11 protein-coding genes are annotated in these 13,860 nt (G+C 71.4%); 2 read left to right on the top strand and 9 right to left on the bottom strand.

Annotation, left to right across the window (positions count from 1 at the left end):
- Positions 1–185 precede the first annotated feature (185 nt).
- From ACF1BE_RS11280 to ACF1BE_RS11265, 4 genes are all read right to left on the bottom strand, one after another.
- The gene (locus tag ACF1BE_RS11280) at positions 186–2,627 is read right to left on the bottom strand and encodes a hypothetical protein (RefSeq protein ID WP_392198741.1); all 2,442 of its coding nucleotides are present in this window, start codon (positions 2,625–2,627) and stop codon (positions 186–188) included.
- Positions 2,628–2,824: 197 nt separating this feature from the next.
- A complete protein-coding gene (locus ACF1BE_RS11275) occupies positions 2,825–3,241 on the bottom strand; it encodes a DUF6113 family protein (protein ID WP_392198740.1) in 417 nt (138 codons plus the stop codon).
- Positions 3,238–4,092: an N-acetyl-1-D-myo-inositol-2-amino-2-deoxy-alpha-D-glucopyranoside deacetylase gene (gene mshB / locus ACF1BE_RS11270; protein ID WP_392198739.1), complete on the bottom strand. Its 855-nt coding sequence runs from the start codon at positions 4,090–4,092 to the stop codon at positions 3,238–3,240. The genes ACF1BE_RS11275 and mshB overlap by 4 nt, the downstream gene beginning before the upstream one ends.
- Positions 4,093–4,138: 46 nt before the next feature.
- Positions 4,139–4,333, bottom strand: coding sequence for a hypothetical protein (locus ACF1BE_RS11265; RefSeq protein ID WP_361447744.1), 195 nt, complete (start codon positions 4,331–4,333; stop codon positions 4,139–4,141).
- Between the two features lie 166 nt (positions 4,334–4,499).
- Between ACF1BE_RS11265 and ACF1BE_RS11260 the strand changes: the two genes are divergently transcribed.
- Positions 4,500–6,632, top strand: coding sequence for a prolyl oligopeptidase family serine peptidase (locus ACF1BE_RS11260; protein ID WP_392198738.1), 2,133 nt, complete (start codon positions 4,500–4,502; stop codon positions 6,630–6,632).
- A 110-nt stretch (positions 6,633–6,742) separates the two neighbouring features.
- Here the strand turns inward: ACF1BE_RS11260 and ACF1BE_RS11255 are convergent, their stop codons facing one another.
- Genes ACF1BE_RS11255 through ACF1BE_RS11235 form a run of 5 tightly spaced genes read right to left on the bottom strand, consistent with a single transcriptional unit; the run spans position 6,743 to position 12,331 of the window.
- A complete protein-coding gene (locus ACF1BE_RS11255; RefSeq protein WP_392198737.1) occupies positions 6,743–7,801 on the bottom strand; it encodes an ABC transporter ATP-binding protein in 1,059 nt (352 codons plus the stop codon).
- Positions 7,794–8,768, bottom strand: coding sequence for an ABC transporter ATP-binding protein (locus ACF1BE_RS11250; protein WP_392198736.1), 975 nt, complete (start codon positions 8,766–8,768; stop codon positions 7,794–7,796). The genes ACF1BE_RS11255 and ACF1BE_RS11250 overlap by 8 nt, the downstream gene beginning before the upstream one ends.
- A gap of 7 nt (positions 8,769–8,775) precedes the next feature.
- Positions 8,776–9,774 carry an ABC transporter permease gene (locus ACF1BE_RS11245; RefSeq protein WP_392198735.1) on the bottom strand — a complete coding sequence of 333 codons (999 nt, stop codon included), beginning with the start codon at positions 9,772–9,774 and terminating at the stop codon, positions 8,776–8,778.
- On the bottom strand, positions 9,767–10,693 hold the full coding sequence (locus ACF1BE_RS11240) for an ABC transporter permease (protein WP_392198734.1): 927 nt from the start codon (positions 10,691–10,693) through the stop codon (positions 9,767–9,769). Before ACF1BE_RS11240 ends, ACF1BE_RS11245 begins: the two co-directional genes overlap by 8 nt.
- A 6-nt stretch (positions 10,694–10,699) precedes the next feature.
- Positions 10,700–12,331 carry an ABC transporter substrate-binding protein gene (locus ACF1BE_RS11235; protein WP_392198733.1) on the bottom strand — a complete coding sequence of 544 codons (1,632 nt, stop codon included), beginning with the start codon at positions 12,329–12,331 and terminating at the stop codon, positions 10,700–10,702.
- A 474-nt stretch (positions 12,332–12,805) separates the two neighbouring features.
- On the opposite strand from ACF1BE_RS11235, the gene ACF1BE_RS11230 reads away from it, so the two are divergent.
- Positions 12,806–13,834 carry an ABC transporter permease gene (locus ACF1BE_RS11230; protein WP_392198732.1) on the top strand — a complete coding sequence of 343 codons (1,029 nt, stop codon included), beginning with the start codon at positions 12,806–12,808 and terminating at the stop codon, positions 13,832–13,834.
- Positions 13,835–13,860: the final 26 nt, after the last annotated feature.

The following is a 13,860-nucleotide window of genomic DNA, read 5'->3' as shown; positions in this document are numbered from 1 at the left end:
TGGCGGAGAGGGAACCGGGCCCGGCAGTGCCGGCGGTCCTGTGTGCCGGATGACGGATGTCATGCGGACCGGATGACACGGCCCCCGGGGCGCCCCGGCAGGGGGCGCCCCGGGGTGACGGCGGCTGGGGTCCTTCGTTCGGATCAGGCCGGATCAGGGACCCGGCCTGATCCGGACGAGAGGGCCTAGCTGGGGTTGGTGGCGATCACCGCGACCCGGTTGGTCCTGCTCATCAGGGCCTGGCGCAGGGCGGCGTAGACGTCCTCGGGGGTGACGGCCGTCTTCTTGCCGTTGCCGCGGGTGATGAGCACCCCGTCGAAGGCCTGCCCGTACAGCTGCTTGAGGGCGGCCAGGTCGGGCTTGTCGACCAGCTTGCCGTCGACGGCCGTGACCCTGAGGAACTTCCACAGCGAGTTCTGCGGGCTCATCGGGACCACATGGGCCGCGTCGGTCTGCACGGTCACGTTCCCGGACATCGCCGGCTTGGCGAACTCCTTCATCATCCGGTCGACCTCGGCGTTGGAGACCGTCGGCTCCTTGGTGGTCGTCGGCACGCCGACCGACGACGCGGTGCCCGTCTCCACCAGGGTGCGGTACGCCTGTTCGACCGCCTGGGTCGACCGGGCGGCGTCGATGGCCTTGCCCGGCTTGCCGTAGACGGCGACCGCCCGGCCGTGGTCGAACCTGATGGTGCCGTCGGTGACCGAGCCGGAGCCGCCACCGGCCTGCTGGAGGGCGGCCTGGAGCTTCTCCTCGTCCACCGGCATGGCCGGCTGGACCACACGCTTCTGCCCGAAGAGGGAGCCGATCACGTGGACCGGGTTGTAGTCGCTCTTGGCGGCCTCGCTCACCGTGGCCTGGTAGTCGAACTGGAGTCCGGCGTTCTCCGGGGGGAGGGCGACCGTCCGGCCGCCCACGGCCAGCTTCAGCGGCTTGTTCACCCGGCTGCCGAAGGCGTCGTCCAGCTTCTTGACGGCGTCGTCGCGGGTGCCGCCGCCGATGTCGACCCCGAGCACGGTGGTGCCCTTGGGCACGTCGGTGTGGTTCATCAGCAGTCCCGCGCCGTAGGCACCGCCCGCGACGACGACCACGCCGACGGCGAGCAGCACCAGCTTGCTGCGGCCCTTCTTCTTCGGCCTGGCCGCCGCCTTGGGCGCGGGGGCCGGCTCCGGCCGGGGCGCGGCGGGCGCCGCGGGGCCGCCGTCGGCGTGGGTGCCGAACGGGGACTTCCCGGCGCCGGGGACGACCGGGATGCCACTGGTGACGGTGTGACCGGAGACGTTGTCGGCGGCCGGGGAACGATAGCCGGGCGTGCCCGGTTCCGGGGCCGGCTTCTGCGGGGTGAGGACCGCGGTGTCGTCGCTGAGTCCGCCGGGTCCGCGCCCCGCGGGGCCGCCGCCGGGGGTGGCCCGCGGGCCACCGGGGCCGGTGGGGCCGTCGAGGCCGGCGAGGGCGCTGCGGGCGGGCGGGGTGCCCCGGCCGCCCGGGGTGCCGTAGCCGCCGGCCGGGCCGTCGAAGGGCTCGCCGCCCGGTGGGACGAGGGAACCGTCACCGGTGGCAGGGCCGCTGGTGGGGCCGGCCGGGCCCTGCGGGCCGCCGGGGCCGCCGTGTGCGCCCGGGCCGCTGAAGCCGCTGGGACCGCCGGGACCGCCGTGGCCGTTGCCACCGCCCGCGGTGCCGCCGTAGCCGTCCCGGCTGCCCGCACCGGCGGTACCGGCGCCACCGTGACCGTCGCGACCGCTCGCACCGCCCACGCCCGCCGTACCGGCGCCGAGACCGTCCTGGCCGCCCGCGCCCGCCGTACCGGCGCCGCCGTAGCCGTCCTGGGTGCCGGTCTCCGAGAAGTACGGCAGGTCGTCGCGGCGGGGCTCGCCGGGGCCGGAGGGGCCGGAGGGGCCGGGGCGGGAGGCGCCGCTCACCTGACCCGCGTTCAGCGCCTCGGTGACGTCGAAGGAGCCGGTGCCGCCGCCGTGGCCGGGAGCGACGGGGCCACCGGTGGCGCCGCCGGGCAGGCCCTTGCCGTTGGTGCCGCCGGAGCGGGCGCCCGGCACGCTCATGGAGCCGACCACACCGCCGGGACGGCCGCCACCGGGACGCGCGCCGGTGGCACCGGCCGCCCCGGACGCTCCCGGACCACCCGTACGGGCGCCCGGCACACCGGGGGCGGCGGTGGCCGCGGTGGAACCGCCGGGCATCCCGGCGCCGTTCGTGCCGCCGCCGCCCGGAGCGCCCTTGCCGGGCGCGGACTTGCGGGGCGCGAACCAGTCGCTGGTCCTGTCGTCCCCCGGGGCCGCGGGCTCGGCCGGGGCCTCGGCGGGACCGGCGGGGGCCCGCTCGGCCGCGGGAACCGGCTCGGCGGCGGGCTGCTCCTCGCCGGCGCTCTCGCCGTCCCCCACGGGCTTGCGCATGACGACCGGCGGGATGGGCCGCGATCCGGGGATGTTGATCCGGATCCGGGTCGTCAGCGTGGTCTCGGTCTTCTTCTCCTCGGGCCGCGTGCCCGAACGGCCCGCGCCCGTAGCGTCGTCGGAAGCCAAGGGGGTCCCGTACGGCGGCGTGCCGGAGGGGTATGCGGCTCCGCCGCGCCCGCTGGGCCCGGAGGACGGAGTGTCAGTTTCACGACTCAAGGCAGGTTCTCCCGGTTGGCTCCGCCGCCCGTTACGACCTCACTGCGCGTGAGGGTCCCCCGGCACGAGCGAAGTCGAGCACTTGGGGGAGGCTCGGCGGCGCGCACCACCATACTGGCCACTTCTGGCGCGTATCCCATGACCGCCGACTAAACCCGCACCGGACCCGCACCGGCGGCGCACGGCGAAGTGGTACGTCACTTGCCAAGTCGGGCGGAGCCGCCGCCGGGTTGCCGTCCGGCGCCGACGGTGGCGCAGATCACAGCGAGTGCCATGCCGCCGAGCAGGAAGAGGTAGGAGCCGGCGCCGGCGCCGAACAGGAAGTCGCCCTCGGGGCGTGAGGTGGTGAGCAGGATGACGGCGACGATCCAGCCGGCCGCCGGCGCGACCGCCCCGCCCCGGCCGCCGGTGGCGTGTGCCCCGCCGAGGAACAGTCCGCCGGCGCCCGCGAGGGCGAGCAGCAGTCCGCCGGGGAACCAGCCGGCCTGGACCAGGGCGCCGGCGAGGCCCACGACCGCGCCGAGCAGGAAGAGGCCGGCGTGGGCGGCGGCCCGTCCGGCGGACGGCGGGCGCAGCGGCTGGGCGAGCAGGGACCCCGGGCCGGTGCCGCTCATGCCGCCTCCTCGACGCCTGCGAACAGGTCGGTCTCGCCGCGCTGCCCGCTCCCGCGGACCAACTCGTAGTACTCGGTGGTGAACAGGGGCTGGGCGAGCGCGTTGGAGAGCGCGAAGTAGGGCTCGGCCACCTCGATCTGGGTGACGTGGGCGCGCATCGCGGCGGCCTTGGCGGCGGCGTACGCGGTGCCGTCGACCGTGGTGGTGATCCGCTCGTCGTCCACGACGCCGGGTACGTCGTCCACGGACGCACCCTTGTCGAACGACAGTGCGGGCAGCTCGTCGTGGAGGCGGGCGAAGGCGGCCTCGGCGACGGAGCGGGGGACGCGGTTCCAGTACACCTTGGCGACCCGGTGCCCGCGCTCGTCCGCCAGTTCGACGGCGCGCATGGCGACGCGGTGCGCCTGGACGTGGTCGGGGTGGCCGTAGCCGCCGTTGTCGTCGTAGGTGACGAGGACCTGCGGGCGGACCTCCAGGATCACCTCGGCGAGGTGGCCGGCGGCCTCGTCCACGTCGGCCTGCCAGAAGCAGCCGGGGTCGTCGTTGTCGGCGATGCCCATCATCCCGGAGTCGCCGTAGCGCCCGGCGCCGCCGAGCAGCCGGGCGTCCGTGACCCCGAGCGCGCCGAGGGCGGCGGCCAGCTCGCCGCGCCGGTGCGCACCCAGCGCGGGGCCCGTCAGCTGCCGCAGCTCCGGCGGGATGACCTCCCCGCGCTCCCCGAGGGTGCATGTGACCAGGGTCACGTGAGCGCCCTCGGCGGCGTACCGGGCCATGGTCGCGCCGTTGTTGATCGACTCGTCGTCCGGGTGCGCGTGCACCAGCAGCAGACGCCGCGCTGGCAGTTCCGTCATGGGACCACCCTACGAGGCCGGGCGCCGGTGCCCGCGACAGCCGCCGTCAGAACTTGATGCTGCCGATCATGCTGGCGACGTTGGTGGTCAGCTCGCTGATCGTCGGCGCGACGGTCGAGGAGGCGAGATAGAAGCCGAGCAGGACGCAGACGACCGCGTGGCCGCCCTTCAGTCCCGACTTCTTGACCAGCAGGAAGACGATGATCGCCAGCAGCACCACCGCCGAAATCGAGAGTGCCACGGCGGCTCACCTCCAAAGATCCCAGGGACGCGGCGGGTGTAGAGCAACTCCATGCGGACGCCAGCAGGTTCATACCCACACAGCGGTAGTGATCATAACTATCCGTACTCGCGCATCGCTCGGCGCACGGCCGCACAAGGGGGCGCATGGCCAATATGGTCGGGGTATGACGACCGAGGCTGACTCCTTCCCCCGTCGGCACGCCCGGACCCAGCGGTTCACGCTCGGCGCGCCGCGTGCCTTCAGCGTGGCCCCCGACGGTTCACGTGTCGCGTTCCTGCGCTCCGGCTCCGGTACAGACCGGGCGAACTCCCTGTGGGTCCTTGATCTGCCGGAGGGCGCGGAGCGCCTCGCGGCCGACCCCGACGCGCTCCTGCGGGGCGCCACCGAAGAGCTGTCGGCCGTGGAGCGGGCCCGCCGGGAGCGCAGCCGGGAGGGAGGCGCCGGCATCGTCGGGTATGCCACCGACGGCAACCTGGAGTTGGCGTCTTTCGCCTTGTCAGGGCGGCTTTTCACGGCCGGACTGCGGACCGGCGAGGCACGTGAACTGGTCGTTCCGGGGCCGGTTGTCGACCCCCGTCCCTCGCCCGACGGACGGCACATCGCGTACGTCGCCCGGGGCGCGCTGCGGGTGGTGGGTGCCCGGGGTGAGGACGACCGGGCGCTGGCCGAGCCGGAGTCGGCGGACGTCTCGTACGGCCTGGCGGAGTTCGTCGCGGCCGAGGAGATGACCCGTTCGCGGGGGTTCTGGTGGGCGCCGGGGTCGGACCGGCTGCTCGTGGCGCGCGTGGACGACACGCCGGTGCGGCGGTGGTGGATCGCGGATCCGGCCCGCCCGGATCGTGAGCCGCTCCACGTCAGGTACCCGGCGGCGGGCACGGCGAACGCCGACGTACGCCTGTTCGTGTACGGGCTGGACGGGGCGCGCACGGAGGTCTCCTGGGACCGGTCGCGCTATCCGTATCTGGCGCGTGTGCACTGGTCAGAGGCGGGTGCGCCGCTGCTGCTCGTGCAGGCGCGGGACCAGCGCAGCCAGCTGTTCCTGGCGGTGGATCCGGACACGGGTGCCACGCGGATGGTCCACGCCGATGAAGATCCAAGTTGGCTGGAACTGTTCGCCGGAGTGCCCTGCTGGAGCCCGTCCGGGCATCTTGTCCGGATCGCCGACGAAGGCGGTGCGCGGGTCCTGACGGTCGGCGAACGCCCGCTGACCAGCGGCCAGTTGCACGTCCGGGCGGTACTGGACGTGGGTGCGGACGACGTACTGGTTTCCGCCTCTTCCGGCCCGGAGGCCCCGACGCCGGAAATTGGCGAAGTCCATGTGTACCGGGTGAACGAACTGGGCGTGGAACGGCTGTCCCAGGAGCCCGGCGTGCACGGGGCGGTGCGCTCCGGGAGCGTGACCGTACTGGTGTCCGCCGCGCTGGACCGGCCCGGCACCCGGGTCCAGGTGCTGGCTGACGGAAAACCGGCGGCGACTGTCCGGTCGTACGCCGAAGATCCCGGTCTGTCCCCACGAGTTTCCCTCACCGAGGGGGGCGCACGTCGAATGCCGTGCGCCGTGCTTATGCCACGGGACTACCACGGTGACACTCCCCTGCCGGTGCTCATGGACCCCTACGGCGGCCCGCACGGCCAGCGGGTCGTCGCCGCGCACAACGCCCATCTGACCTCCCAGTGGTTCGCCGACCAGGGTTTCGCGGTGGTCGTCGCCGACGGCCGGGGCACCCCGGGCCGTTCGCCGGCCTGGGAGAAGGCGGTCCGGGACGACCTGGCGGACGTGGTGCTCCAGGACCAGGTCGACGCGCTGCACGCCCTCGCCGAGCGGTACCCGCTGGACCTGGACCGGGTGGCGATCCGCGGCTGGTCCTTCGGTGGCTATCTGGCCGCCCTCGCGGTGCTGCGCCGACCGGACGTGTTCCACGCGGCGGTGGTCGGTGCCCCCGTCACGGACCTGCGGCTGTACGACACCCACTACCAGGAGCGCTACCTGGGCCACCCGGACGAGCAGCCCGAGGTCTACCGCCGCAACTCGCTGATCGACGACGCGGGCCTGGTCGGCCCGGCCGAGCCGCACCGCCCGATGATGATCATTCACGGGCTGGCGGACGACAACGTGGTCGTCGCACACTCCCTGCGCCTGTCCTCGGCCCTCCTGGCCGCGGGCCGCCCGCACGAGGTGCTCCCCCTGTCCGGCGTGACCCACATGACCCCGCAGGAGACGGTCGCGGAGAACCTGCTCCGGCTCCAGCTGGACTTCCTCCGGCGCTCCCTCCCGCAGCCGGGCCGGCCTTCGTGAACGGCGTTAACACGCAGGCAACTTGACGGAAGCGGCACCGATATACGGACACGGGAGGCTGAACAGCGTACGGCCGTGCGGGTGCCGTGGACGGGCCGGGGTGCGCGATGTCACCCCGGCCCGTCGCCGTTCGCCCCCGGCCCCACCCGCTCCCCCGGCACGGCCTCCGCCGCGAAGTGGCACGCCGACGCGTGGGCGGCGGGACCGGCGGTGTCCCGGAAGGCGGTGGGGACCGCGAGGGCCGGGACCTCCCGGACACACCGGTCCCGCGCCTTCCAGCAGCGGGTGCGGAAGCGGCAGCCGGAGGGGATGTCCGTCGGCGAGGGCACGTCACCGGTGAGGATGATCCGCGCCCGGTGCGCGCGGGCCTCGGGGTCGGGCACGGGCACGGCGGACAGCAGGGCCTGGGTGTAGGGGTGGGTCGGATGCTCGTAGATCTCGGTGTCCCGTCCGGTCTCCACGATCCGGCCCAGATACATGACCGCGACCCGGTCCGAGATGTGCCGGACGATCGACAGGTCGTGCGCGATGAAGACGTAACTGAGGTCGAACTCCGACTGGAGCCGGTCCATGAGGTTGATCACCTGGGCCTGGATCGAGACGTCCAGCGCGGACACCGGCTCGTCGGCGACGATCACCTCCGGACGCAGCGCCAGCCCGCGGGCGATGCCGATGCGCTGGCGCTGGCCGCCGGAGAACTGGTGCGGATAGCGGTCGGCGTAGTCCGGGTCGAGACCGACCACGTCCAGCAGCTCCCGCACCCGGCGGCGCCGGTCTCCCTTGGGGGCGGCCTCCGGATGGATCTCGTAGGGCTCCCCGATGATGTCGCCCACCGTCATCCGGGGGTTGAGGGAGGTGTAGGGGTCCTGGAAGACCATCTGGATGTTGCGGCGGACCGCCTTCAGCGCCCTGCCGGACAGCCGGGTGATGTCCTCGCCCTTGAACCGGATCGAGCCGGCCGTCGGCCGTTCGAGGTTGCAGAGCAGCTTCGCCACCGTCGACTTGCCGCAGCCCGACTCCCCGACGATGCCCAGCGTCTCGCCCCTGCCGAGGGTGAAGTCGACGCCGTCGACGGCCTTCACCGCTCCGACCTGCTTGCGGAACAGGACGCCCCGGGTGAGCGGGTAGTGCTTGACGAGGCCGCCGGCCTCCAGGATCGGCTCAGCCATGCAGGCACTCCCGCCAGAAGTGGCAGGCGCTGCCCCGCTCGTCGGACACCTCGTACAGCGGGGGGACCTCGGTGCGGCACACGTCCCGGGCCATCGGACAGCGCGGATGGAAGGAGCAGCCCGGCGGGACGCGCGTCAGGTTCGGCGGGACGCCCTTGATGGCGTACAGCTGCCGTCCCTTCTGGTCCAGGCGGGGCACGGAGTCCAGCAGACCGCGGGTGTAGGGGTGGGCCGGGGCTCTGTAGAGGTCGCGCACGGGCGCCGACTCGACGATCCGTCCGGCGTACATCACGGCGATCCGGTCGGCGACGTCCGCGACCACGCCCAGGTCGTGGGTGATCAGGATCAGTCCCATGCGGTACTCGCGCCGCAGCTCGGCCAGCAGGTCCATGATCTGGGCCTGGACGGTGACGTCCAGGGCGGTGGTCGGCTCGTCGGCGATGACGAGCGCCGGTTCCAGCGCCAGCGCCATGGCGATCATGATGCGCTGGCGCATCCCGCCGGAGAACTGGTGGGGGTAGTCCCGCGCGCGCTGGGCGGCGGCCGGGATCCGCACCCGGTCCATCAGCCCGACCGCCCTCGCCCGGGCGTCCTTCTTCGACATCCCGCGGTGGACGACGAACATCTCCCCCAGCTGGTCCCCCACCGTCATGACCGGGTTGAGGGCGGACAGCGCGTCCTGGAAGATCATCGCCATCGCGCTGCCCCGGACCCTGCGCCGCTCCTCGCCCTTCAGCGTCAGCAGGTCCCGCCCCTGGAAGAGGATCCGCCCGCCGGTGATCCGCCCCGGCGGCGTGTCCAGGATGCCCATCACGGCCTGCGCGGTGACGGACTTGCCCGACCCGGACTCGCCGAGCACCGCGAGCGTCCGACCGGCGTCCACGCGGTAGCCGACGCCGTCGACGGCGCGCGCGATCCCGTCCCGGGTCCGGAACTCCACGTGCAGGTCCCGCACTTCGAGCAGCACGACGGCGTCACCTCAGCTTCGGGTCGAGGGCGTCGCGGACCGCGTCGCCGAGCATGATGAAGGCCAGGACCGTGACGGCGAGGGCGCCCGAGGGCCACAGCAGGGCGTGCGGGGCGTTGCGGATGTAGGGGGACGCGGCGGAGATGTCGATGCCCCAGGAGACGCTGGGCGGTTTGAGGCCGACGCCGAGGTAGGACAGGGTCGCCTCCAGGGCGATGTAGGTGCCGAGCGCGATGGTCGCGACGACGATGACCGGGGCCACCGCGTTGGGCGCGATGTGCCGGAGCAGGATCCGCGAGTCGGAGGCGCCGAGGGCGCGGGCGGCCTGGACGTAGTCGTGGTGCCGGGCGGTGATGACCGAACCGCGTGCGATGCGGGAGATCTGCGGCCAGCCGAGCAGCACCATGAACCCGATGACCGGCCAGACCGTATTGCTGGTCACCACGGAGAGGAGGACGAGACCGCCGAGGACGACCGGGATGGCGAAGAAGACGTCGGTGATCCGGGACAGCACCGCGTCCCACCTTCCGCCGAAGTAGCCCGCGAGTCCGCCGAGCACCGAGCCGAACAGCAGGACGCCGAGCGTGGCGCACACGCCGACCGTGACGGACGCGCGGGCGCCGTAGACGGTGCGCGTGTAGACGTCGCAGCCCTGGCCGTCGTAGCCGAAGGGATGGCCGGGCCCCGCGCCCTCCTGGGCCTTGGCGAGGTCGCACGTCAGGGGGTCGCCGGAGGTGATCGCCGAGGGCCACACGGAGATGACGAGCAGGAAGACGATGACCAGGGCGGAGACCAGGAAGACGGGGTTGCGGCGCAGGTCGCGCCAGGCGTCGGACCACAGCGAGCGCGGCCGGCCGACCGGTGCGGTGCCGTCCGGCCCGCCCGGACCGTCCGGGCCGCCCGCAGCCTTCTCCAGCGTGACGGCCTCGCTCGCGCCCAGGTCCATCGCGCCGCCCATGCCGGTGCCGGCGATGGCGCGCTCGGGCTCGTACGGCTGCTCAGGCATAGCGGATCCTCGGGTCGAGTACGGCGTAGAGCAGGTCGACGAGGAGGTTGGCGACCAGGAAGACGAGGACGAGCACGGTCACGAAGCCGACGACCGTCTGGGTGTTCTGCCGCAGGATGCCCTGGTAGAGCTGGTAGCCGACGCCGTGGATGTTGAAGATGCGCTCGGTGACGATGGCACCGCCCATCAGCGCGCCGATGTCGAAGCCGATGAAGGTGACCACGGGGATCAGGGAGTTGCGCAGCAGGTGCCGGGTGATGACGCGGCGCCGGGGCAGACCCTTGGCGACGGCGGTGCGGACGTAGTCGGACCGCTTGTTCTCGGCGATGGAGGTGCGGGTCAGCCGGGTGACGTAGGCGAGCGAGACGGAGGCGAGGACCAGGCCGGGCACGAGCAGCTCACCGAAGCCGGCGTCCGGGGAGACGGAGGGCCTGATCCAGCCCCACTTGACGCCGAGGAGCAGCTGGAGCACCAGACCGGTGACGAAGGTGGGGACGGAGATCACCACCAGGGTCAGCAGCAGCACGCCGGTGTCGACGGGCCGGCCGCGCCGCAGGCCGCTGAGCACGCCGAGGGTGATGCCGACGACGATCTCGAGCAGGATGGCCACGACGGTGAGCCGGATGGTGACGGGGAACGCCGTCGCCATCAGCTCGGTGACCTTCTGCCCGTTGAACGCCGTACCGAAGTCGCCGGTGAAGACCCTTCCCATGTAGGCCAGGTACTGCTGCGGGAAGACCGGCTGGTCGAGCCCGAACTCCTGCTCGAGCTGCGCCGCCGTCGCCGGATCGCACTGCCGTTCGCCGCACAGCCCGGCGACGGGGTCGCCCATCACGTTCACCATGAGGAAGATCAGCAGGGTGGAGCCGACGAACACCGGGATCATCTGGAGCAGTCGCCGGACGACGTAGCGTCCCATGGCGGCTCAGCTGACCTTGATCTCGTTGTAGACGGGCACGCTGAAGGGGTTCAGCGCCACGCCGGACAGCCGCTGGGAGTAGCCGGCGCTGCCGTTCTGGTACCAGAGCGGGATGGCGGCCATGTGGTCCCGGACGACCTCCTCGGCCCGCTGGAACAGCTGGACGGCCCTGGCCTGGTCCGTCTCGGCGTTGGCCTGGTCGACGAGCTTGTCGAAGTTGTCGTCGGACCATTTGCCGTCGTTGGAGGGGGCGTCCGTGTAGTACATCGGCTGGAGGAAGTTCTGGATCAGCGGGTAGTCCATCTGCCAGCCCGCGCGGAAGGGACCGGTCATCTCGTGCCGGCCGATCCGGTTGCGGAAGTCGGCGAAGGTGCCGACCGGGTTGCCGACGCAGGCCTTGCCGTTGCCCAGGGCGTTGTTGATGGAGTTGCACACGGCGTCCACCCACTGCCTGTGCGAGCCCGTGTCCGCGTTGTAGGTGATCCTGACCTGGCCACCGGGGATGCCACCGCCTTCCTTGACCAGCTTCCTGGCCTCGTCCGGGTGGTACTCGCAGGCCCTGCCGCACAGCCCGGGCTTGTAGCCGCCGGCCGGTCCGAGCACCGGGGAGGTCCAGTCGGTGGCGGGGGTGCGGGTCCGGTTGAAGATCGTCTCGGTGATCTGCCGGCGGTTGATCGCCATGGACAGACCGGTGCGGACCTTCTCCGAGCCCGGCCGGTTCCACGCCTTGTCGTAGTAGGGGAAGGACAGGGTCTGGATGATGCCGGCCGGGGTGTTGAGGTAGCGGTCGTCGAGGTCGCCGCCGACGTTCTTCAGCTGGGCGGCGGGCACGTCGTCCACGAGGTCGAGGTTGCCGGCCATCAGGTCGGTGTAGGCGGTGTTGTTGTCCGTGTACACCTTGAGGGTCACCCCGCCGTTGCGCGCCTTGTCGTTACCGGGGTAGCCGTCCCACTTCCGCAGGTACATCTGCGAGCCCTTCGTGTAGGACTCGACGGCGTAGGGGCCGTTGCCGACCGGCTTCGCCAGCCAGGCCGCGTGGTCGGTGAAGAAGGCGCGGGGCAGCGGGGCGAAGGCGGGGTAGCCGAAGGTGTCGGGGAAGGCGGAGAACTTCTGGTTGAGCCGTACGGTGAAGGTGCGCTCGTCCACGACCTTCAAACCCGGCAGGGTGTCGGCGCTCTGCCTGCCGTGGGCGGGGTGGACCTTGTCGTACCCGTCGATGTAGGCGAAGAAGAAGGCGTTCTTCTGGCTGTTGCGCAGGCTCGCCCCGTAGTTCCAGGCGTCCACGAAGGAGCGGGCGGTCACCTTCTCGCCGTCGGAGAAGGTCCAGCCTTCCTTCACCCTGATCGTGAAGTTCCGCGAGTCACGGGTGTCGATGGACTCGGCGAGCATGTCGGTGGCCCTGCCGGTTCTCGGGTCGTACTTCTTCAGACCCCGGAAGATCATGTCGAGCACCTTGCCGCCCTGCACCTCGTTGGTGTTGGCCGGCTCCAGCGGGTTCTGCGGGTCCCCCCAGGAGGAGCTGAGCACCGCGCCGCCGGTGCCGCCGGCCGAGCCGCCGCCCCCGCAGCCCGCGGCGGCGAGCGCCACCACCACCGCCACCGCGCAGGCGGCCCCTCGGGCGTGGGTGGTTCCCCGCATGGGCGTGTCTCCTCCGTGAACACCGATCCGATAAAAGCCAATATCGGCTGATATGACATCTATCGCACACCCTCAGCCCGATTGATGACTCTTCGGGCGGACACGTCATCCGAATGCAGGCACACACCCGTCCGTCGCCTTGATGATCTTGCGGGTGGAGTGCAACGGATCTCTGCGCAACGATGCGGAAACGTTGGATTCGCACGCGGCGATGTACGCATTTCGACACTCCACCGTCCGCATAACGAACGCATTGACCGTTTAGTCCAATTGGTCCGTTGTGAAGCACGGATTGATTACGGCGCGCTACCCGCGTAGCTACGGAATGATCAAGTACGAGTAAAGAAGGTAAAGAGAAACCCAAGCCGACCGAGATTTTATTGACCTTGAATGAATTGCGTTGAAAAAGTCCGGCGTAGCCCGTAGGGGAGTGCCCTGCGGAGTCATCAGACCCTCGCTTGGGCCAGGAGCACCATGACCCCCCCAACTCCATCCGCGGCTGCCCCGCTCGAGGTGACCGACGAGACCGTCACGAAGTCGACCACTTCGGACGCCTCGAAGGGCAGCGAGGGCCGCTCTCCGGGACGACTTGCCTGGAAGCGCTTCAAGCGTGACAAGACGGGCGTCATATCCGCGTGCGTCGTGATCTTCTTCTTCGCCATCGGCATCGCGGCACCGCTGATCTCGAAGCTGTACGGCAAGGACCCCTACACCACCTACGCGAGCCAGGACCCGAGCCTCCTCAACCCGTTCGCCTACCCGTCGGGCCCGAACGGCGGCATGAGCTCGGACTTCTGGTTCGGCGTCGAGCCTCAGCTGGGCCGGGACGTCTTCACCTTCCTGCTGTACTCCATCCGCAACTCACTGGGCATCGCCCTGGCGACCACCCTGCTCACCGTGCTCTTCGGTGTCGTGATCGGCATCACCGCGGGCTACCTGGGCGGCAAGGTGGACTACTTCGTCGGCCGGGTCATCGACATCCTGCTGTCGTTCCCCTCCACGCTGTTCTTCATCGCCTTCATGCCCGTCGTCTTCGGCCTCTTCATCGCCGCCGACGAGGACATCCCGACCTCGCTGCGCGCGACCGCCCTGATCGTGGTGCTGACCTTCTTCGGCTGGGCCTCCATCGCCCGTCTGCTGCGCGGTCAGGTACTCGGCCTGCGCGAGCGGGAGTTCGTCGAGGCGGCGAAGGTCACGGGCGCGTCTCCGATGCGCATCGTCTTCAAGGAACTGCTGCCCAACCTGTGGACGCCGATCCTGATCCAGTCCACCCTGCTGCTGCCGGCCCTCGTGACCACGGAGGCGGGCCTCGCGTTCCTCGGTGTCGGCATGATCGACCCCACCCCGGACTGGGGCGTCATGATCGCCCGCGGCGCCCAGTTCTACTCCGAGGACCTCACCTTCATGCTCTTCCCGGGTCTGGCGATGGTGATCTTCGTCCTCGCCTTCAACCTGCTCGGGGACTCCGTACGCGACGCCCTCGACCCCAAGTCCAGGCGGTAACGCCCCGTTCCACCCGGCCCGGTTCG

The sequence above is a fragment of the Streptomyces sp. NPDC014991 genome (assembly GCF_043080665.1).
Classification (GTDB): Bacteria; Actinomycetota; Actinomycetes; order Streptomycetales; family Streptomycetaceae; genus Streptomyces.
Note: the sequence above shows the minus strand (reverse complement) of the source record. Positions and strands in the feature narration are given on the sequence as shown.

Coding starts and splice junctions, on each gene's coding strand:
- ACF1BE_RS11240 (WP_392198734.1), bottom strand. CDS start 10,693: ATGGGACGCTACGTCGTCCGGCGACTGCTCCAGATGATCCCGGTGTTC.
- ACF1BE_RS11235 (WP_392198733.1), bottom strand. CDS start 12,331: ATGCGGGGAACCACCCACGCCCGAGGGGCCGCCTGCGCGGTGGCGGTG.
- mshB (WP_392198739.1), bottom strand. CDS start 4,092: ATGACGGAACTGCCAGCGCGGCGTCTGCTGCTGGTGCACGCGCACCCG.
- ACF1BE_RS11260 (WP_392198738.1), top strand. CDS start 4,500: ATGACGACCGAGGCTGACTCCTTCCCCCGTCGGCACGCCCGGACCCAG.
- ACF1BE_RS11230 (WP_392198732.1), top strand. CDS start 12,806: ATGACCCCCCCAACTCCATCCGCGGCTGCCCCGCTCGAGGTGACCGAC.
- ACF1BE_RS11275 (WP_392198740.1), bottom strand. CDS start 3,241: ATGAGCGGCACCGGCCCGGGGTCCCTGCTCGCCCAGCCGCTGCGCCCG.
- ACF1BE_RS11255 (WP_392198737.1), bottom strand. CDS start 7,801: ATGGCTGAGCCGATCCTGGAGGCCGGCGGCCTCGTCAAGCACTACCCG.
- ACF1BE_RS11245 (WP_392198735.1), bottom strand. CDS start 9,774: ATGCCTGAGCAGCCGTACGAGCCCGAGCGCGCCATCGCCGGCACCGGC.